Origin of the sequence: Mucilaginibacter sabulilitoris, from assembly GCF_034262375.1 — a bacterium.
Taxonomy (GTDB): Bacteria; Bacteroidota; Bacteroidia; order Sphingobacteriales; family Sphingobacteriaceae; genus Mucilaginibacter; species Mucilaginibacter sabulilitoris.
This window is the reverse complement of record NZ_CP139558.1, coordinates 3,309,709-3,331,602: the sequence shown is the minus strand read 5'-3', so window position 1 is coordinate 3,331,602 and position 21,894 is coordinate 3,309,709. Positions and strand designations below refer to the sequence as shown.

Below are 21,894 nucleotides of genomic sequence, written 5' to 3'. Positions count from 1 at the left end.
TATTTAAGCTGTTTCATAAACATAATTATCACGTATATACCTGGCCGGATTGCCAGCCCAAACCTGTTCGTCAGGGATACTTTCAAAAACAACCGAACCTGCTCCAACTATAGCGTTTTTGCCTATGGTTACCCCTTTCAAAATAGTGGTGTGCCCCCCTATAAAAGCCCCATCATGTATAATAACCGGTTTTGATTTTACCCCATCCAGTCTTTCGGGATAGCTGTTTCGCATCCGGGCATCAAGCGAATGAAAATCAGTATCATAGATAACCGTGTTGATACCGATCTTGACATTATTACCAATGCTGATTTTATTATGGCATATTAGGGCTATGGAGGTAACACCCACATTATCGCCTATAATTAGCTGGCCGCCTTTGGCTGCTACAAAATAGCATTGCTGTTGCCTGCCGCCCATAGCGTGATATTTACCGCTGTTGAACCTAAATCTTTTACCTATTGTAAAACTCCCCTGCATATTAATATCCAGTATAGGAATGCCAAAGCCTATAAAATCGGCATGGAATTTCACCCCGTTTAAATAAAATTTAAAACAAGTGATGATCCATGAATATATACGAGCCATTTTGTAGTAAACAACGCGTAATAATCTGTATAGCTTCCTGATAAAATACATAGATCACTTTTATAATACTTTCACAACCGCTTAATCAGGCATTAAAAATGCCCGTAGCTGTTTTGCTAATTAGTTTTTTGGTTTGGATAGAAAACACAATTCCCATCACGATAAATAAAATCACGTTTGAAAGCGTTACCCCGGCCACTCCTACTTTTCGCCCCAAAAAAACCGACAGGGGGACATTTACAATTGAACCAATTATTCCCAGATATAACTGAAGTTTTATTTTACCTACACCGTTTAAAAACTGAACGTGTATGGCTTGCCATATAATGGTTATGGTATACAAACACATGGCTATTGAAAGGCTTACGGGCACAGCAATACTTTTACCCAGCCATAAATCATACAGCCACGGAGAAAGCACCAACAGGCACACTGTACAAAAACTTAGCGCTATCCAAAGTTTATTTATTTTGGCAAGGGTGCTTTTTATCCAGTCATAATCATTTTTGGTATAAGCTTCGGTAAAAGCGCTCCAAAAAGGGGTTATCACAATAACAAAAAACATCAGGATAATGGAGAACAGCTTATACGCCACATTAAAAGTGGTTACTTCCTTTGGACCAAATATTTGCGTAATTACAATATTATCGGTTTCATAAAGCACAAGCGCGTTTATCTGGATAATAAAAAACCCACCGCCTATTCCGAGCAATTCTTTGGCGTGTCTGAAATTCACGAATCTAAAAGCCGGAGCCTGCATTTTATACATACCATTGTAATACCAAATACTGCCAGCTAATAGTGCTATTAAGGGTAAACCGGCAATAATAATTACCACATCCATTAAAGCTCCCTGTTTATATCTTATTAAAAACAAAACAACTATCAGCGACAGAAGCTGTCCGATAAGATTTAACAAAGCTGTTTTGGCGGGTGCCTGGTTAGCTGTTAATACATTATTAATTAGCTGTATTACAAACTGAAAACAAAAGAAGCCGAACACAACCAATACCACCAGGCTTAAATAATTAGCTTCGGTGTTATGTGCGTTTAAGATTTGCTGCCAGTTAATATATGGGTTAACAATGAAAAACACAGTAAACATTACTGTAGAAATAATAAGTAGCAGCGCGTAGGTAGAGCTAACGTAACTTCTTGCTGCCGAAACATCGTCCAATGTGATCATTGCAGCAAGCTTATTTCTGAGCCCGTTTCCCAACCCCATATCAAAAAGACCTGCCCAGGTTATGATTGAGCTCAACGTTAACCAGATACCGTATTGCGTTGGGTTTATATAGCGAATAGTAAGGGGAATTAATAAAAAAGAAATGATCACACTGCCTCCCTTTAATATAACCGATTGTATTATATTTTTCTTGGCTTTTAATGACCGCTCATGCCCTTTGGTAAAATACCTCTGAAGATTGCTTTGTATAACCTGTAACATAAACAAAATTTTATTCAGGACTTATTTCGCTTTGTTGAAAATAGATGTTAAAGCATTAGCCTTATCTTCGATGCCTTCATAACCATAGCCATAATTTCCGTAACCGTGTCCATAACCCGTAATACCGTTCTTTTTAAGTTCAATATCATTTACAATCAGATAAAGATGCTTTGCCTTTTTCGATTTATGCAGATCATTTACTATACCCAATTGTGATTTATAGGTGTAGTTTTGCCTTACTACATAGCAGGTTATATCTACAAACTCCTCAATGATCAGGGCGTCGGATACTAAACCTACCGGCGCGCTGTCAATTATTACATAATCAAATTTTGCCCGCAGATCATCTATCAATATTTTCAATCTGTCGCTCATTAATAATTCAGTGGGGTTTGGTGGTATCGGACCCGATGATATGAAGAAGAAGTTTTCGTTAAAAGTTGAGGGTTTTATCAAATGGTCAATACAATCCTCGTCATTAGAGATCACATAATTGGTAAAGCCATAGTCGTTTTCAACCCCAATATTTTTTAATAGTCGTGGCTTACGCAAGTCGAGCTCAAGCAGCACTACTTTTTTACCCGACATAGCGATAGAGTTACCCAGGTTTAAGGAAATAAATGACTTCCCCTCGCCACTCATGCTCGAAGTGAACAGGATCACATTTGACTTCCCTTTATCTGTTACATACTTCAGGTTGGTACGTACCGCTCTGATCTCCTCAGACACTATTGACCGGAAATCATTGTAAATCAACAATTTATTTTTATTATTATTCCTGCTTATTTCACCAAGCAGTGGCACGCTCGTGTGTTTTTCAATATCCGATTTGCTGTTAATGCGAATATTAAGCATCTCCTTGATACTTAATCCGGTAGCCGGTAAAAACACACCAGCAAACAAAGCTATAAGATAGATAAGCGATTGTTTGGGCGCATAGGGCTTTTCGTCGCTTTCAGCGTTGTCCAATATACGTACGCTCGAAATAGTTGCCGTTTGTGAAATAGCTGTTTCTTCGCGCTTTTGAAGTAGAAACAAGTAAAGATCTTGCTTTAAGCTCTGTTGCCTCGAATAATCTAAATAGATCCTTTCTTTAACAGGGGCATCCGAAATTTTGCCTTGTATAAATGAGTTTTGTCGCTGGAACGTTGATTGCGAAACCTGTAAACTGTTGCGAAAGCTTTTGATACTGGCCATTAATGTTTTACGCGCCAGCTCAATTTGCTCATTAAGATTTTGAATGATAGTACTATTTTCCGTAAGATTTAATTTTAACTGCTCTTTACGTAAAAGCATTTCATTATATGCATTGATTGCTGATCCAAATGCAACATCTTTGGTTATTAAAGAACTGGGAACCACTTGCGGATTGTTGGCATCACTAACATATTTGTACAAATCGTCCACCACAGCCAGTTGAACTGAGTTATCATTAAGTTTACTCTGATATTGATTAGCGCCTTCAACAAGGGCTTTTGATTGGGCGTTTATGTCAGATATTTTATTTTGGACCTTATATTGTTCCAGATTTTTTTCAACTCGATTAAGTTCGGCACCAACCACAACCAGGCGCGTATCAATAAACTTCATTGTGCTATCCGCCTTCCGAATTTTGTTCGATAGGTTGTTCTGAAGGTACATTTGCATTAAAGTTTGCAGAATCAATTCCCCCTGATGCGGATTTTCATGGCTTAGCTGCAGGTTAATAACGGTTGCCTGCTTATCATCCAATCCGGCATTTAAGTTCTCGGCCAAATCTTTCTGAGCCTGTTTTACAGATTGTATCTTAAGTTTATAATCGCCAGATGGTTTAAATTTTGCTGTTTTGGTTAAAGTAACTGTGTATTGATCAAGTTTAACAGGTTTATCAAATGTGCCGGTAACATCAATATTATTTTTGCTGCTTTGCAACTGAAAGGTATTGTCGTTAAGTATTTTCATTTCATACTTCACCAGCTTAATATCCTTTTTATTATAAATTACATTTACAGCAAAAGGCTTATTCTCATATATTTCAAAACTTGCCCATCCATTATTATCATACACATGGATATTGAGCTTTAGCTTATCTACAACCTTGTTTAAAAGACTGGTTGATTTTAAAATCTTAACCTCATTATCGGCATTACTTTTTACATCAAAAAGTGAAGCGAGGTCGGCATTTAAACCATTGGTCAGGGCTTTCTCCGGAGTGCCCTGATCATCCTCAACAATAACTTTACTTACAATGCTCCATTGATTAGGATAGTATTGTATATAAATAAATCCGGCTAATAAACAGGCAACAATGCTTAATGCAAAAATATACCAATATGTAAGGCATAATGCTATTAACCCCCTCACATCACTGGGCCCTTCTTCTTTTTTGTAGGTAAAGTCAAGTTTCTCGGCTAAAATGTCTGTGTTATCCATTTTATTTTTAATATGAATGCAATATATTTTTAATGGTCTATCGTTATTTATTATGTGAATTATTGATGCAGATATACGTATCAAGTCGAGAAGTAATACGGGTTTAACAATGGGAAAGTTAAGCTTAAAAGGGCCGTTCAATAGCAAAACAGACACAATGAACAACCTGAACAAAATCATAATAATAAACAAAATAAACAGACACTATATATCAGTATTATATATATATTATACTTAATAGATTTTAAGCTAAACAAAAGAGAAGATGGTAAATAGTATTTTAAATGATAAAATTGTTTTAGTGGCTGTTATTTTGGCTACAATAACTGGGATATATGGCATCTTTAAATTAAGAAAACTAAATGTTAAAACATCGGGAAATATATTAACCGATGAACAGTCAGACCTGTTGGTAATGGGCATTTTTCATGTACTCATTTGCGCAGTATCTATTTGTTGTCTGCTATAATAGAAGAAAGGTAAACTAAATAATCATCGTTACCGATTTAGTGCTCTATTAACCATTACTAGCCATAATTAATGGCCACTCCGTTTCTAGTTCCTTTCCATAACATTTAAACAAAATGACCCCGATACTTAGGTTCAGCCCCCACTGAACAAGATGTGTAAACATTCATTTCATTCATTGACGAATGGATAAAAAGTTCGGTTATAAAATTACATACTTTCATGAACTTATTAATTAACCTACGGATTAACTAAAACTTATAAATCAGATTGCAGGTAGATGTGATGATTATTATAATGATCATCACACACCTACCTTATATTTTTTAATAACATGACAGCCTTTTCTTCTCAGCTATTTGAATTATTAAAATCATATGTTTTAGCAAGCTCCCACCTTACACATATTGAGGCCAGCGATTGCAAAATTCTTTCCGCGCAGATTTCTGATAAAACAAGCCATACTGTAAGTGAAACTACCTTGAAACGAATCTATGGCTTTGCTATGAGCAAGTTTAAACCATCTTTGTTTACAATAGATGTGTTATCAAATTATTGTGGATATAAGGGCTGGGAAGACTTTTGTGAAAAACAGGACAAAAAAGCGTTGAAAGCTAATCATGAAAATATTGATTGGGATTCTTTGGGTCACCAGGCTGCGAAAATTACAAACTTTACATTACAGGCATTAAAAAACAAGTCGGGGGTTCCATTTAATCAAACCATAAAAAGAGATTTTCTTGACAAATACTTTGAAGAATTTTTAAATGGCGATTATGCAGCAACCATTTTAACCGCTCCTCCAAGTTATGGAAAAACAATAGCATTGTGTCATTGGATAGATGAGAAACTGGCGGCAAATATTACTACAGGAAACAACGATATAGTTTTGTTTTTTAGCAGCAATGCTTTAATGAATGTTTTAATAAGCGGCAAAGATTTTAATGATTGGTTACTGGCTTTATTGGGCTATACCCTGGAAGAAGATATTATATCGTTATTAGATATTAATAAACGCAAGGAAGGTAATTTTTACCTGATTATTGATGGCCTGGATGAGCATATGTTTAAAAACAGCTGGTTTCAGCTTTTGCTTGACCAGTTAATGGATATCTTTTCATTTTATCAATCATACAGCTGGTTTAAAATGATTTTAACTATGCGCACGGCCACCTGGATAAATAACCGGCATATTCTGGATTATGAACACCCGAAATGGTTTACCGGCTCAGTTTTTGACCAGCAGGGAAACAATAATGTCCCTCCCTTTAATTTGCACGAAATAAAAGACCTTTGTTTGAAAATAAATCCGGAGATGCAAAATCAGATAACTGCTGATGTAGCAGCCAGCTTTAATCATCCGCTCTATTTTCAATTTTATTATAAACAATACAAAGACAATTTTTCACTTAATAACATCGACCATACCTGTATCTATGACCTTATCTCCAATTTTATATTTACTAAAGTTTATAAGGGGCACCATGCTACAGAGAAAACCTTATTACTTAAAGGCCTTGTTGAAAACATGGACTTTAAGAAACGGGAATACGATGTGGATAAATTAAAGGTAAATAGTCTGTTTAATCAATATAATCAAGCTTACAAAGAATTATTAAGCATTGGTTTTTTAAAAGAAACAAACTCAAGCAACGATTCACAGTTTAACACTTATGTTCAATTTGGCAACGGCAATTTTTTAGAGTTGGCCATAGCCAATAAATTATTACACGACAATAACAAACTATTTGACAGTAATTTAATTAAAACCATTAATCAATTCTTTTCCAACAATGATCTCAAACTTCCCATAATCAAGTGGAGTATTATGCATGCCGTTAAGAATGGGCAACAGGATAATTTCTCACTTCTTTCAAATCTTGATCTTAATCTTAAAGAGAAATCAGACCTTATACTTTTTTTAGGTGACCTGCTAAATAAAGCCTATTCTTCACAAAACACTAATGCAGAAATAGCCGGTTACTTTAAACAGGACTGTGGTGATGGTTTATTCTATTATTTTCTTGGGATAGAATTTATAAGTACTGATTACAGGAAAACATTGCAGACCTTATTAAAATTCGAATTGCCAAATTACAAAAAGATACTTATCTATACAGGTTTGGCAATTACTGCGGCCCTTCAGTTAGACATGAATTCTTTAGAAAGTTATCTGGCAAAGCTTAACGGCTTTAGTGCCGAGGACTACCGTAAATTTGCAATAAACCCATTAGATTGCCTTACTGCTATATATTATTTTTTCAAGTATAGTGTTATAAAAAAGGATTTCTTTATAAATATTACCCGATTTTACTTCAATCCGCCTAAACAAGATAGGAGCATAACTTATTCAGAAACGAATGAGCTGATTTATTTATTGGCAGGATATACGCTTTTAATATGCCAACAACCAAGAAAAATGCTACGATACTTAAATGCGTTACAAAAAATGCAAGGCAAAGATCAGGCAGAAATTACAGGATATAATTTTTTCTCTAAAATATTAACTGCCAATTCACTTTTTTTCCTGGATAAAGTAAAAGAGCTTAAAGCTATCCATGACAATATCTCTGATCTGTTTAAAACGAGAGAAAATTCATTTACACCATACATGAAACTTGCGTTTTACAGCCTTAAAATAAAAAAGGCAATACTTAGTAACGAGTATAGCACCATTCCCGGCTCTTTAAAATATTTAAATCAAACCTCTGATAAATCAGGAAACAAATTTTCAAAAATATTCACGATAAACTTATTGCTGAACAATCCAGCTATTGTAAACTCAGATCCTGCGTTTTATAAACAGCTGGCCTCTAACAATGCCAAAATCTTGCGTGAATGTGGCCTTAGTCCCGAAATATTTTCAAAGCAGGAATCTTTATAAATAGTTCAGCAGTTTATTTCTGATATAACATAAATAAATAAGAGCATTTACAGGAATTGTTGAGGATTTTTAGCGCCTATTTTTTAGCATTAAAATAACACCAGGGCTAAATTTAACATATATATTATAATTTTTTAACCTAAATCGAGCGTATTCATTTAAAAATATCACGCACATCATATATAATACTTAACTATTTTTAAACAGAAAACGTTTAAGTAACCCCCACGTATTTTAAACAATGCTAATTAAACTTAATTTTATTTACCATTTTTTAGTTATGTATATATAACTAAAAAATGTATAACCTAATTATTTTATCGAATTTTTTAAATTTTAGTTTTTAGTAATGGCTGTATTGATTGGCTTAACGTCAATGGCTTCAATACCCAAATAATCAACTATTTAAATAAAATTTACAAATTCCATTCTTAATTATTGATCTAAAAATCACAGGTACTTAGTTTAATTCATGATCATCCGTGTTCCGTATATAGCATAGAGAAATCATGAATTCTCCGTGATATACCATTACGTTAATTTCATCTACTCTCTGCCAAACCATTCTAATACTAAATTTTTAACACCTGTTAATTTTCAATTAATGATAATAGAATTTTGCTGTTTACTCCTATAAGAAATATTACATAATACAAACAAAATCAAATAGTTATGAAAAAATAAAAATCAACTAACCAACTGCATTACAAATAATAACCTCAAAAAACCCTAATGTTTACTTGACGATTTGATAACATAAGCGTCATTCCTTTGCAGCGGAAAAAATGCGCTTTCCGAATTCAATTAAGTTCATAATTTATTTAACCCCTTTATGAAAAAAATTTACCATAGTTTTTTTAAGAAAACCCATTATTTGTACAGGCAAAGCTTATTAATAGCTTGCGCTGTATTACTTACCGCGTTATCAGCATTCTCACAAACCAGCAGGATTGTAAAAGGAACCGTAACCGACGAAACTAACATACCGTTACCTGGTGTGGTGGTAACTGTTAAAAGTTCAGGTAAATCAACTACTACTAATGGCAATGGTGGTTACACCGTTACGGTTACCGGTGCTGATGATGTTTTAAAATTCACATTTTTAGGCTCGGTACCTAAAGAAGTAATTGTTGATGGCAAGCCAGCAATTAATGTTACCCTGGTAACCGATACCAAACAATTAAAGGACGTAGTAGTTATCGGTTACGGAACCTCAAGCCGTAAGGATGTTACGGGTGCCATAACCTCAGTAAAAGCCGAAGATTTTAACGCGGGTGTACTAACTACCCCTTCAGAGTTATTACAAGGTAAGGTAGCCGGCTTAAACATTACAAAAAGCGGTGACCCGAACAAACAACCTTCAACTATTTTAAGGGGGCCATCAACTTTGCGCGATGGTGCTACCCAGCCATTTTATGTAATTGATGGGGTACCGGGTGCTTCTATCGATTTATTGGCACCAGCCGATATTGAAAGTATTGATGTATTAAAAGATGCATCATCAACAGCTATATACGGTTCACGTGCTGCAAATGGTGTAATCATTGTTACAACCCGTAAAGCCAAAGCAGGTCAAACCAGGTTAACATATAGTGCATACGGCGCTGTTCAAAATGTATCAAAAAATATTGATGTACTTACCGGTGATGAACTGCGTAAGTATTTAACCGATAATGGTGTACCTAAGCTAAGCGCAGCCGATGACGACGGCTCAAATACCAACTGGCAAAAGCTAGCCGAAAGAACCGGTTATTCCCAAAACCATAACCTTTCTTATGGTGGAGCCGGTACCAATTCAGAGTACGGCGCAAGCGTAAATTATTTAAAAAACAACGGTATATTGAAAAACACCAGCCTGGAGCGTACTATTTACAAAGGCTATATCAACCAGCGCTTTTTTAATGATCGTTTAAAATTAGGTATCACGCTTACCAACAGCGCCACCAAAAACAACGATATATTCCAGAGCCAGGTATTGTCGGGCATTTTGTTCTATTTGCCAACCGTGGCCCCTTTTAACCCTGATGGTACTTATAAAGAAAACTACACCCGTACAGGCAGCGGGCCATTGAACCCTCTATCGTTAATTGACAATAACTTTACCAAAACAGAGAACAACAAAACCCTGATCAATGGTTTTGCCGCAGTAGATATCATAAACGGTTTAAAATTTACCATATCAGGGTCAACCCAAAAGGAACAAAACAACGTTAATACCTATTCTACCAGTCAGTCTGGCATATACGTTAACGCAGGTGGTGTAGCTGCGCGCAGCGCTTATACCAATACCAGTAACGTAGTTGAAGCCTATTTTAATTACGATCGCATTTTTGGTCGGCATTCCCTTAAATTGTTAGGCGGTTACTCTTATCAGCAGGACCGTAACGGTGATGGATTCGGGGTACAAACCCAGGGATTTTCAAATGATGCTTTAACTTATAATTATTTAGCATTCTCCAATCCTACCCAGCTTTCGCAGATTATTTTTAATCCAAGTTACAATATAAATGGGACTACCCCGCCAACCTATATTTCTACTTTAAGGCTGGTATCTTTTTATGCCCGTGCACAATATCAATTTGCCGACAAGTATTTACTGCAGGCCTCATTAAGGGAAGACGGATCTTCGGGTTTCGGTTTAGACGTTCGTCATGGCTATTTTCCTGCTGCTTCTGCCGGCTGGAAGATCACCAGCGAAGATTTCATGAAATCTGTTCCGGTTATCAGCGATTTAAAGTTAAGAGCCGGTTATGGTGTTTCGGGTAATAGCGCCGGGTTTGATGCCTTTACCGCTCAGCTCATTTATGGCGTGCCTCCGGGTGGTGGTAAATTTTTAAATAATGGTAATATAGTTAACCCTATAGGCCCCGTACGTAACGAAAACCGAAATCTGAAATGGGAAAGTACCGCTACAACCAACATTGGTTTGGATTTTGGTATACTCAACAATCGTATTACCGGTTCTGTTGATTATTATATCAAAAAAACCTCTGACTTAATCACTACCCTCCAGGTATCAACTACTCAATATTTTTATCCGCTTTTAACCGCAAACGTGGGTCAAATGAAAAATAGCGGTATTGAAGTTGTATTAAATGCCGTACCTGTAAAATCGGGTGCTTTTACCTGGCGCACCTCGTTAAACTTTTCACATAATAAAAACGTGGTACAAAGTTTATCACAGGGTGGCCTGGTTCTTCCATACATTCAAACTGCACAGTTAGGTGGTAAAGGTCAGTCGGGCAACTACAGCCAGATCATTCAGCCAGGTTATGCTCTTGGTACTTTTGATCTGTGGCACTACCTGGGCAAAAATGCCAACGGTGTTAGTACTTATGAAAAAGCCGACGGATCAACAACTGCCGCACAACCACTTACTACCGATCAGTTTATTAAATACGATGCGCAGCCCAAACTTGTTTACGGCTGGAGCAACAGTTTCTTCTACAAAAACTTCGACCTTAACTTTTTAGTTCGTGGTGTATATGGCAACAAAATATTAAATGCAACACTTGCCGGTTTAAATAACCCCGCCGACTCCAAACTGCAAAATATACCGAGATTTACTTTAGGCGAATCGTTTAAAGATATCAATGCTTACCTGATCTCGGATCGTTTCCTGGAAAGTGGCTCGTACCTGCGGTTGGATAACGCCACCATTGGTTATACCATTAAGCCGCACATTCAGGCGTTTAAGAGCCTGCGCTTTTATGCTTCAGGTAATAACATTTTCATCATTACCAAATACCGTGGCGTTGATCCGGAAATTGATATGGGCGGTTTAACTCCGGGTATCGATAACAGGAATTTTTATCCTAAAACACGCACCTTCAGTTTAGGTCTAACCGCATCATTTTAATAACAGTTAAACAAACAAAAATGAAAAAGATATTCATATTATGTGCCGCGATAATTGTGACGGTAGGCACATTTTCTTGTACAAAATTAGATGTACCTGTTGAGTCGCAATACGTAAAATCAAATTTCCCGGTAACTGATGCCGATTATACCGCATTACTGGGTACTATTTACTCCAACCTTTCATCAAGCTATGCGGTACCTTACTGGCGCATGCAGGATATGTCGACAGACGAAGCTATTTTACCGGCCCGTGATGGTAACTTTGACGACGGTGGCCAGTACAGGCAATTGCACTACCATACCTGGACATTTGACCACCCTAACGTAATAGGTGTATGGCAATGGGGTTTTGGTGGTATCAACACTTGTAACCGTATTATCAGTGTTATCAATAGTTCATCATCATCTGATACAAAAAAACAAACATCAATAGCCGAGGTTAAAGCTATGCGTGCTCTATACCTTTACTTTATGATGGACCTGTATGGCAACGTACCTATCATTACCGATTTCCCGGTAACCGTACAACCAGCAACACAACCACGTGCTAAAGTATATGCCTTTATTGAAAGTGAGTTAAAAGCTGTTTTACCATTGTTGCCGGCAAAAAGCAGTAATGCGGCAACAAACGTATCACAATACGGTCGCCCTACCAAAGGAATGGTATTTGCCTTATTAGCAAAAATGTACCTGAACTCGGGCGTATATACCGGAACTACCCGCTACCAGGAAACGGTAACCATGTGCGATAGCGTACAGGCAAACACCAACTATTTCCTGGATACTAAATACAGGGACATATTTTTGCCAACTAATGGCCCGGCCATCAATGAAACCATATTTGCTGTTCCTTATGATCAGCAAATACCAGGTAACCAGTTTACGCGTTTCGGTTTCTTTTATTACCTGGTACAGGCCTATGGTTTTAATGTGGGTTTAAGTATTGCGATGAGTACTACTCCTGAGTTTTATAACCGCTTTAATATCCCTGGTGACGACCGTACTAAAACATGGCTGGCCGGTCCGCAATTTTACCCTGATGGTAACGGTGGTTTTACCAACCAACCAATTTACTATCCTGCAGCAACTCCGGGGGTTCCGGCAAATACACAAATTAACATCATACCTACCTTAACCCTTAGCGGATTAAAGCCGATGGATTTGGGTAACGATGTGCTTACTTCACAATCTGAAGGTGTAAGATCGATCAAATACTACCCTGATGTTAACATCATCCAGGCAACCCGCTTAAATAGTAACGATGTACCGGTATTCCGTTTAGCCGATGTTTACCTGATGAAAGCCGAAGCCTTGTTACGCGGAGCCACATCAACTATCATAAATGGCGAAACACAAACCCCTTTAACATTGGTAAACAAACTGCGTGCACGTGCACATGCCGCTACTGCCTCATCAATTGATTTGAATGGGCTGTTGGATGAACGTGCGCGTGAACTTTCATGGGAAGCATGGCGCCGTAACGATCTGATCCGTTTCGGGCAGTTTGAAAAAGAATATCCACTACCAGTGGCTGGTGGGAAAACGGACGATCTGAAAATGAATACAGACCCAACCAGAAGGTTGTACCCTATTCCATCTACCGAAATAAAAACCAACCCTAACCTGGTTCAAAACCCAGGTTATTAATAATCAAATCAACCTTTTAAAAAAAGGGGATTGCTTGTAATGAGCAATCCCTTTTTATTTTACAGAACATTAACATCAATAAAAAATAAATTAACCATAAGCTAACACCTTACACATATTCAACTGGTAACTTGGTGCAACAAAAACAATTAATGATGCAAGCAGCAAGCTTTTGCCCAAAGCACCTGAAATTATTGTTATCTGCTCTTCTGGTATTTATTACCTTTAACTCCTACTCTCAAAATGTACCGCTCGTTAACGCTTTTGCTCATAATGATTATTGGCATAAACGACCACTGTATGATGCGTTGGATAATGGCTATACCCATATTGAAGCAGATATTTATTTAAGGGGAAGCAAATTGATAGTAGCCCATTTGTTTCCCATTTTCAAACGGCACCGAACACTTGAGCGCCTTTATCTCGACCCTTTAGCCGCATGTATTAACGGCACTGAAGGACACGCAGGTCGGTTGGTGTACCCGCTCACGCTCATGATTGATATTAAATCAAATGCAAATAAAACCTATGAAGCATTGTCGGCGGTACTTGAAAAATACAAGTCTATACTTTCCGGATATGAAAACGGCACATTTATACAGCGGCAAATTACTATAGTTATCACCGGTAATAAACCATTTGAAATTTTAAAAAAGCAGCAAAACCGACTTGCGTTTATTGATGAAGACTTAATGAAGGTTCAGCAGGATACTTCATCAGAAAATATTTATCGCACCGCGAGCTGTAAATACTCCAGGTTAGTAAACTGGGACGGTAATGGAACGTTTCCTGTTCTGCAAAAACAGCGCTTGCGTAATTATGTAAATATGGCTCACCGATATGGGAAAAAAGTAAGATTATGGGCTTCGCCCGAAAATCCGGTTGTTTGGAACGAATTACTTGATTGTGGTGTTGACCTGATTAATACCGATAAACTTCCCGAACTTAAAAGCTTCCTTACCAGCCGTATAGCATTTTCTGCTAATGTAAAGTAGTTACAAATTCTGTATCATTCCTAAACACTAAATTAATACTATTTTAGTATACAATTAATTATATCATAACCTAAACTTAGCACTATTTAAAAGTAGCTGCCATACATTTAATTTATTATAATAAGTTATAAATGTGGAGGTATTTGTATTAATATTTTACTCCGTATTAAAAACGCTGCATACAAGGCCTTGAAGAGAATATTTGCTTGTTAAACAATTAGTGACCAGATTATAAATGCAGAAAATACTGTTTATCACCGGTTCTATAAACCAAACATCACAAATGCATCAGATAGCGAACGAACTGCCAGAGTTCGATTGCTGGTTTAGCCAACTATTTACAGACAACCGACTATTCAACCTCCTTATAAATCACAGTTCGTTACTAAAAGGAACAGTACTGTCAGGACAGTTCAGGGCAAGCGCTGAAAAATATCTCCGGCGGCATAATCTGCAAATTGATTTTGGAGCAAAATTAAACAACTATGATCTTGTGGTTTTTTGCTCAGATATAGTTGTGCCTGTGCGTTTACAAAAATTCAAAACCATATGGGTGCAGGAAGGCATGGTTGATAAATATACTTTGCTTAGTAAAATTGTAAAAAAACTAAAACTCCCACCCTTTCTCTGCGGTAACACCTCCTTAAACGGGTCATCAAACGTATGCGATGTTTATTGTGTTGCATCTTCCGGCTACCAGGAATATTTCATTGAAAGAGGGGCCGATAAAATTAAAACAGTAGTAACCGGCATGCCTAATTACGACAACCTGAGTCAGTTTTTAGACAATGATTTCCCATATCGAGATTATGTAATGGTAGCCACTACAGATATGCGCGAAACCTATCGCGTGGAAAACAGACCAGCTTTCATCAAAAAAGCCACACAAATAGCCAACGGCAGGCAAATGCTTTTTAAGCTTCACCCTAACGAAAACGTGGCAAGGGCCGAGCGGGAAATTCGCAAATATGCCCCAGCAGGCGCTTTAATATTTAGTACAGGGAACACCCAGCACATGATTGCCAATTGCTGCGAATTAATAACCCAATACTCTACCGTAGTATACACGGGTATAGCGCTGGGTAAAAAAGTACATTCCTGGTTTAATCTCGAGCAGTTACACAAACTTGCCCCCATACAAAATGGAGGTAGTTCGGCCGAAAATATAGCACAAATATGTAGGGAATATATCAACCATACAGGAGCTAAACAGCATTTTAACCCTCAAAATGCACTAAACAACCATATATCACAAATTTTAAACGACGAATTATTGATAAACTATTAATACATATATAAATGGCAGATAAAGTGTTGATCATTGTTCAGGCGCGTATGGCATCGAGCCGTTTACCTGGTAAAGTAATGTTACCCGTAGTGGATAAAAGCCTCCTGGCTTTAATGATAGAGCGGCTGCAAATGATACAGCATAAGGCAACTATAGTTATAGCTACTACAGTTAGTGCTGATGATGACATCATTGTAAACGAAGCTGATATGTTGAATATTCCCTATTACAGGGGCGACCAATATAATCTGCTTGACCGCCATTATCAGGCTGCGCTGTTACATGACGCTGATATTGTATTAAAAATCCCGTCCGATTGCCCTTTAATAGATCCGCGTATTATAGACGATGTGCTTAAGTATTACTTTAAGCATAAGGGTATGTATGATTATGTAAGCAACCTGCATCCGGCAACATATCCAGACGGCAACGATGTGGAGATTATGACCATGGATTGTTTAAGGCAAACCTGGAAAAACGCTACCAAAAGCATGGAGCTGGAACATACTACCCCGCATATATGGGAAAACCCACAACTATTCAGCATTGGTAATGTAACCTGGGAAACCGGTCTGGATTATTCCATGTCACACCGTTTCACCATCGACTATCTGGAAGATTATCATTTTATAAAAGCAGTTTTTGAAGAACTCTATTATCAAAATAAAAGCTTCTCTTGTATTGACGTCCTTAAGTTACTCAACCGAAAGCCGGATATCTATCAGATCAATGCCGAATATGCGGGCGTTAACTGGTACCGCCATCATTTAAATGAATTAAAAACCATAAATCCCGGACAAACCAGAGAAATTTCCGGATTTCTGTTAGACTCATAAAAACATAAATTTGTGGAAAGTAAAAACCCCCAATACCACGAAACCGAAGCTATAGCCCTTAAAGTAAGGGAGCATATTGTTCGCATGTCAACAGCAGGTGGCTGTTTCACCGGCGCGTCTCTTTCAGCGGTTGATTTGGTTGTTTACCTGTATACCGAATTTCTGAATGTTACTCCGTTCAATTTAAACGATCCCAACCGCGATTATCTATTCCTTTCAAAGGGCCACGATGTACCTGCTTTGTATGGAACGTTAGCTGAACTCGGTTTTATTCAAAAGGAAAGACTTGAAAAGCACCTTTCATTGGACGATTATATCTATTGGCACCCGAATACCAACATTCCCGGAATTGAATTTCACTCGGGTTCATTAGGTCATTTACCCTCGGTGGCATTAGGCGTTGCCATGGATCTGAAGATCTGCGGCAGCAGCAATAAAGTGATATGCATTATGGGCGACGGCGAACTTAACGAAGGTTCTTGTTGGGAATCTGTGCTGGTAGCCAATGCTTATGGTCTGGACAACCTGATCTTTGTGATAGACCGTAATCATTTCCAGGCCAATATGCGTACCGAAGATCTTATACCCCTCGAACCGCTTGCGCAAAAGTTCGAATCATTCGGAGCCGCCGTTAAACGCGTTAACGGACACGATTTTGCTGAACTTGATAAAGCTTTCAAATCATATCCATTTCAAAAAGGCAAGCTAAATGTAGTTATTGCCGATACCGTTCGTGGCAAAGGATTGCCAAGTATAGAAGAACGGGCAGATCGCTGGTTCTGCAATTTTTCAGCCGGCGAAATTGATGAGCTACTGCTTGAGCTGCACGGCACACATACTACATCATTAACATCAGAAACTTTAATTGTCAGATAACCCCATGACTTACGAAGAATTATTAACCGCAACAGCCCTGAACGATGAACAGGTAATAGTGATGACTGCCGAGAACCGCGCATTGGTGCGTAATCTGCCCGCTGTTTTGGGTAAACGTTTTATTGATACCGGTATTACCGAACAAACCATGATTGGTGCAGCGGCTGGTTTGGCATTGCGCAACCGTATACCTGTTGTGCATGCACTTGCCGCATTTTTAACTATGCGGTCGTTTGAATTTGTGCGTACCGACTTGGGTATTGCCAATTTACCGGTTAAACTCAGTGGTTTTATACCCGGCTTTTTATCGGATGCTAATGGCCCTACCCACCAGGCTATTGAAGATATTTCTATTATGCGCGGAATACCTAATGTAACCGTGTTTGCCCCGGCCGATGAAGATGATCTTGTAAAAATGCTCCCGCAGATATGGCAATCGCCCAACCCGGCTTATATACGCATTAATACCCGCAAAACCGGTTACGAGCATGAACCTTTTGAATTGGGAAAAGCAGAAGTAATATGTACCGGCAGTAATGTAACTATTCTTACATACGGCTTAATGTTCGAGCAGGCCCTTATAGCTGTGGATATATTAAAAAGTGAAGGTTTTTCGGTAGGACTGGTTAATATGCGCAGCCTTAAACCTGTTGATGAAGAGGTTATTCTGAAAACAGTTGCCACCAGTAATCTGATAGTTACACTTGAAGATCATTTTTTAACGGGTGGGTTATATACTATAGTTGCCGAAGTGTTACTAAAGCATCAATTAACAGCAAAAGTGCTGCCTATTGCTTTGAATGAAAAATGGTTTAAACCGGCATTACTGCCCGATGTATTGCAACATACAGGCTTTACCGGAAAACAAATAGCCGAAAGAATATTAGGCTATCAAACCATGCACCTGCAACCATCTGTTTTAACACACGCATTTTCAGAATAATTAATGTGAACCATGGCTAATAAAATACAACTTACCAATAACTATCCCGATATAACCGAGTCTGACAAATTATTTGAACGGGCTTTAAAAGTACAAAAACCGGTTACTCAAACTTTGGCCAAAGGTCCCGGCCAGTTCAGTAAAGGAGTGTCTCCCAAATACCTGGTAAAAGGTAAAGGATCACATGTTTGGGATGCCGACGGGAATGAATATATAGATTTTAACGCCGCCATAGGACCTGTTTCTTTGGGCTATGCCTATCCTGCTGTTGACGAGGCAATCCGCAGGCAATTAAATGATGGTATTACTTTTTCATTAATGCATCCGCTTGAGGTAGAATTATCAGAGTTGGTACAGCAGGTAATTCCAAACGCCGAGGCAGTTAAAATAGCCAAAACAGGCGCAGATGTTTGCTCGGCAGCTATTCGTCTTGCCCGTGCGTTTACCGGCCGCGACAAGGTATTTTGCTGCGGTTATCATGGCTGGCACGATTGGTATATAGGTATAACCAGTCGCAACGCCGGCATCCCCGAAGCCATACAGGAACTTACCTATACTTTTGAGTATAACGATATCGAGTCAATAAAAGCAGCGCTTGATGAAACAGTTGCCGTGCTGATCCTGGAACCTTTTATATTTGAGGCTCCTAAACCGGGCTTTTTAGAACAATTAGCCGAAGTATGCCGCGAAAATGGCACATTACTGATTTTTGATGAAATGTGGACTGGATTTCGCATTGCTTTGGGCGGGGCACAGGAATATTTTAATGTAAAGGCCGATCTGGCCGTTTTCTCAAAAGCGTGTGCCAATGGCATGCCCATAGCCCTGCTCACCGGTCGCGCTGATGTAATGGAACTACTCAATTCAGAAGTATTTAGCTATACCACATTTGGCGGCGAGGCATTATCATTAGCAGCCTGCGTAACAACTATCAACGAGCTTCGTGATAAAAATGTGCCACAGTACCTTGATCAAAACGGGGCGCTTTTAAAAGATGGTTATAATCAATTGGCCATATCAATGGGAATGAATCAGTACACACGTTGCATTGGTTACAATTGCCGCAGCATGGTAACTTTCACCCCTGAGGCTGGCAATGCCCTCGAACTAAAGACACTGATGCAGCAGGAAATGATAAAGCGCGGCGTACTTTGGGCCGGTTTTCACAATATGTGCTACAGTCATACTACCGAGGACATTGATTATACGCTTTTAGCTTACCGGGATGTATTGCCAATTGTAAAAGAAGCCATTTTAAGCGGCGATATCAAAAGCTATTTAAAAGGTGAAGTACTGGAAGCTGTGTTTCGTAAAGTGAGCAATTATAACATAAAGCCAAAAGCTGCTGCTTTATAAGTATATGGAATTATTTTCTTTAAAGGGCAAAACAGCTATTGTTACTGGCGCTCTGGGTTTAATTGGTAAAAAGCATTGTGAAGCCCTGGTTATGGCAGGCGCCAATGTAGTAGTTGCCGATATGGATGAAAAAAAAGCTGAAGCATTTGCGGCAAGTTTAGGCGAAAGTCATGGCGGTTTAAAAATTGATGTGACCAGTAAACATGCGATTGAAGTAGCCTGTGACAAGATTTTAACCCGCTACGGGAGTATCGATATTTTGGTAAATAATGCCGCCATTAACGATATGTTCGAAAATCCAGCGTTAGCAAAGGAACTGTCAGCCTTTGAAAACTATCCGCTCGAATCGTTTCAGCAGTCGCTTAATGTAAACATAACTGGCGTGTTTTTATGTTCGCAAGTTTTTGGAAGCGTAATGGCCGAACAACGTTCGGGCAGCATCATCAACGTCGCATCAACTTATGGCATGGTGGGTCCTGACCAATCCATCTATAAAAACGCACTTGGTGAACAGGATTTTTATAAATCGGCAGCTTACCCGGTAACCAAAGGAGCCGTCGTAAATTTCACACGCTTTTTAGCCGCTTACTGGGGTAGCAAAGGAGTTAGGGTTAATACACTTTCGCCGGGTGGAGTTGAGAATAATCAGAGCGAATTTTTTATACAAAATTACTCTTTTAAAACCCCACTGGGGCGCATGGCGAAAGCCAATGAATACCAGGGAGCTTTAATATTCCTGGCAAGTGATGCATCGGCCTATATGACCGGAGCCAACCTGGTGGTTGATGGCGGGTGGACAGCTATATAAATGAGGTATCAAGTAGTTAGTATCAAGTATTACGACTATTAAAAGAGAACAAAGTACTGATACTAACTACATGATATTTAATACAAATTATCAATACTATGTCACAGGATAAATTGCTTACTGTTACTACCACGATACTCGCTCTGTGGATAATATTGATCATTACCTGGGAGCGTTTATCGCCCTATCGAAAAGGCCTGTCGTTTTTCAGGGAAGGTTTCTGGATTGACTTGGTTTGGTACACCCTTATTCAAAGTTACTTTTTAAAGATCCTGATATTTGATTACCTGATAGCACCTGTTCAACACAATTTTAACTGGTCGGCTATTCAATTTGTAAAAGACTGGCCAATAGCCGTACAAGTGCTGTTTTTCCTTGTTACGCACGATCTGTACATTTATTTATTCCACCGGTTTCAGCATAGCAATAAAGTATTCTGGCGTATCCATGAGGCACACCATTCGGGCAAGGAAGTGGATTTTTTATCCGGTTCGCGCTCACACATTGTAGAGATCATTATCAATCAAACGATTGAATTTGCACCTATCATTTTGCTTGGCGCCGATCCGGCCGTAGTGCCCATTAAGGCCATGCTCGATGCCATGTTCGGTATGTTTATACATGCCAATGTCAATGTAAAGCTGGGTAAGTTAAAGTATATCATAAACACACCCGAATTGCATTTATGGCATCATGCCAACTACCAGGAAGTTTTCCATGCTAACTTTGCCACCAAATTTGCCGTTTGGGACCACCTGTTTGGTTCGGCCTATGACCCCGGTCATCCCCCCGGTGATAAGCCCGAAAACTGGGGACTTGGTTACGAATATCCTAAAGATTACTTTTTGCAGCATGCTTTTTCGGTAAAGCGCTTTGATGAAAACAAACTATTAAAATACAAATGGTTTAAGCGTTACTACAATTTAAGGCCTGCCCTGCTTTCGGCCCTGTTTAAGTTTTGGAAAAAGGATAATTCACAAGTAAATATTACTCATCAACCCGAAATATTAAAAACAACATTAACACCTCATCAGCAAGAAGAAATTTTGCAATAACCCTGTAAACTTTGGCCTGGATATATATCATCATAGCAGCGGTATTTGAAACCGCATGGACATTTTCAGTTAAGTATTTTAAACTTAATGATCTGAAACTTCTCACGTGGCATAATTTTTACCGGGTTGATATTAGTTTCCCTTTGCTTGCCCCGTTGCTTGGTTATATTATTTTTGGTGTAGGGAATGTTTATTTTTTCTCCCTGTCTATCAAAGAATTATCAACAGCTACTGCCTACGCGATATGGACAGCAGCCACACTTGTTTTCATAAAAATTGCCGAAATGGCCATTTTTAACAAGACGGTTACCTGGACAGAAGCTTTTTTTATTTCCCTGATCATGATAGGCATAATGGGGCTAAAATTCCAGGTCCCGCATATAAACCAGGTGCCGTGAAAGGTAATTAGTGTAAACACAAACCTCAAAGA

15 protein-coding genes are annotated in these 21,894 nt (G+C 38.5%); 12 read left to right on the top strand and 3 right to left on the bottom strand.

Annotation, left to right across the window (positions count from 1 at the left end):
- Window positions 1-3 precede the first annotated feature (3 nt).
- From SNE25_RS14540 to SNE25_RS14530, 3 genes are all read right to left on the bottom strand, one after another.
- The gene (locus SNE25_RS14540) at window positions 4-588 is read right to left on the bottom strand and encodes an acyltransferase (RefSeq protein ID WP_321565829.1); all 585 of its coding nucleotides are present in this window, start codon (window positions 586-588) and stop codon (window positions 4-6) included.
- 85 nt (window positions 589-673) lie between these two features.
- Window positions 674-2,035 carry a lipopolysaccharide biosynthesis protein gene (locus SNE25_RS14535; RefSeq protein WP_321565828.1) on the bottom strand — a complete coding sequence of 454 codons (1,362 nt, stop codon included), beginning with the start codon at window positions 2,033-2,035 and terminating at the stop codon, window positions 674-676.
- A 21-nt stretch (window positions 2,036-2,056) separates the two neighbouring features.
- The gene (locus tag SNE25_RS14530) at window positions 2,057-4,447 is read right to left on the bottom strand and encodes a GumC family protein (protein WP_321565827.1); all 2,391 of its coding nucleotides are present in this window, start codon (window positions 4,445-4,447) and stop codon (window positions 2,057-2,059) included.
- 802 nt (window positions 4,448-5,249) lie between these two features.
- On the opposite strand from SNE25_RS14530, the gene SNE25_RS14525 reads away from it, so the two are divergent.
- From SNE25_RS14525 to SNE25_RS14470, 12 genes are all read left to right on the top strand, one after another.
- A complete protein-coding gene (locus SNE25_RS14525; RefSeq protein WP_321565826.1) occupies window positions 5,250-7,799 on the top strand; it encodes a hypothetical protein in 2,550 nt (849 codons plus the stop codon).
- 832 nt (window positions 7,800-8,631) lie between these two features.
- A complete protein-coding gene (locus SNE25_RS14520) occupies window positions 8,632-11,658 on the top strand; it encodes a SusC/RagA family TonB-linked outer membrane protein (protein ID WP_321565825.1) in 3,027 nt (1,008 codons plus the stop codon).
- Between the two features lie 20 nt (window positions 11,659-11,678).
- On the top strand, window positions 11,679-13,307 hold the full coding sequence (locus SNE25_RS14515) for a RagB/SusD family nutrient uptake outer membrane protein (protein WP_321565824.1): 1,629 nt from the start codon (window positions 11,679-11,681) through the stop codon (window positions 13,305-13,307).
- A 152-nt stretch (window positions 13,308-13,459) separates the two neighbouring features.
- Window positions 13,460-14,302, top strand: a complete 843-nt coding sequence (locus SNE25_RS14510) for a phosphatidylinositol-specific phospholipase C/glycerophosphodiester phosphodiesterase family protein (RefSeq protein WP_321565823.1) — start codon at window positions 13,460-13,462, stop codon at window positions 14,300-14,302.
- A gap of 235 nt (window positions 14,303-14,537) precedes the next feature.
- Window positions 14,538-15,590 (top strand): hypothetical protein, encoded by a 1,053-nt coding sequence (locus SNE25_RS14505; RefSeq protein WP_321565822.1) that lies wholly within the window; start codon window positions 14,538-14,540, stop codon window positions 15,588-15,590.
- A gap of 11 nt (window positions 15,591-15,601) precedes the next feature.
- The gene (locus tag SNE25_RS14500; RefSeq protein WP_321565821.1) at window positions 15,602-16,426 is read left to right on the top strand and encodes a glycosyltransferase family protein; all 825 of its coding nucleotides are present in this window, start codon (window positions 15,602-15,604) and stop codon (window positions 16,424-16,426) included.
- Window positions 16,427-16,438: 12 nt separating this feature from the next.
- A complete protein-coding gene (locus SNE25_RS14495) occupies window positions 16,439-17,302 on the top strand; it encodes a transketolase (RefSeq protein ID WP_321565820.1) in 864 nt (287 codons plus the stop codon).
- Between the two features lie 4 nt (window positions 17,303-17,306).
- Window positions 17,307-18,245, top strand: coding sequence for a transketolase family protein (locus SNE25_RS14490; RefSeq protein WP_321565819.1), 939 nt, complete (start codon window positions 17,307-17,309; stop codon window positions 18,243-18,245).
- Window positions 18,246-18,257: 12 nt separating this feature from the next.
- Window positions 18,258-19,601 (top strand): aminotransferase class III-fold pyridoxal phosphate-dependent enzyme, encoded by a 1,344-nt coding sequence (locus SNE25_RS14485; RefSeq protein ID WP_321565818.1) that lies wholly within the window; start codon window positions 18,258-18,260, stop codon window positions 19,599-19,601.
- A 4-nt stretch (window positions 19,602-19,605) separates the two neighbouring features.
- Window positions 19,606-20,409, top strand: coding sequence for an SDR family oxidoreductase (locus tag SNE25_RS14480; protein ID WP_321565817.1), 804 nt, complete (start codon window positions 19,606-19,608; stop codon window positions 20,407-20,409).
- A 98-nt stretch (window positions 20,410-20,507) separates the two neighbouring features.
- Window positions 20,508-21,464 (top strand): sterol desaturase family protein, encoded by a 957-nt coding sequence (locus SNE25_RS14475; RefSeq protein WP_321565816.1) that lies wholly within the window; start codon window positions 20,508-20,510, stop codon window positions 21,462-21,464.
- 11 nt (window positions 21,465-21,475) lie between these two features.
- Window positions 21,476-21,862 carry a DMT family transporter gene (locus tag SNE25_RS14470; RefSeq protein WP_321565815.1) on the top strand — a complete coding sequence of 129 codons (387 nt, stop codon included), beginning with the start codon at window positions 21,476-21,478 and terminating at the stop codon, window positions 21,860-21,862.
- Window positions 21,863-21,894 lie beyond the last annotated feature (32 nt).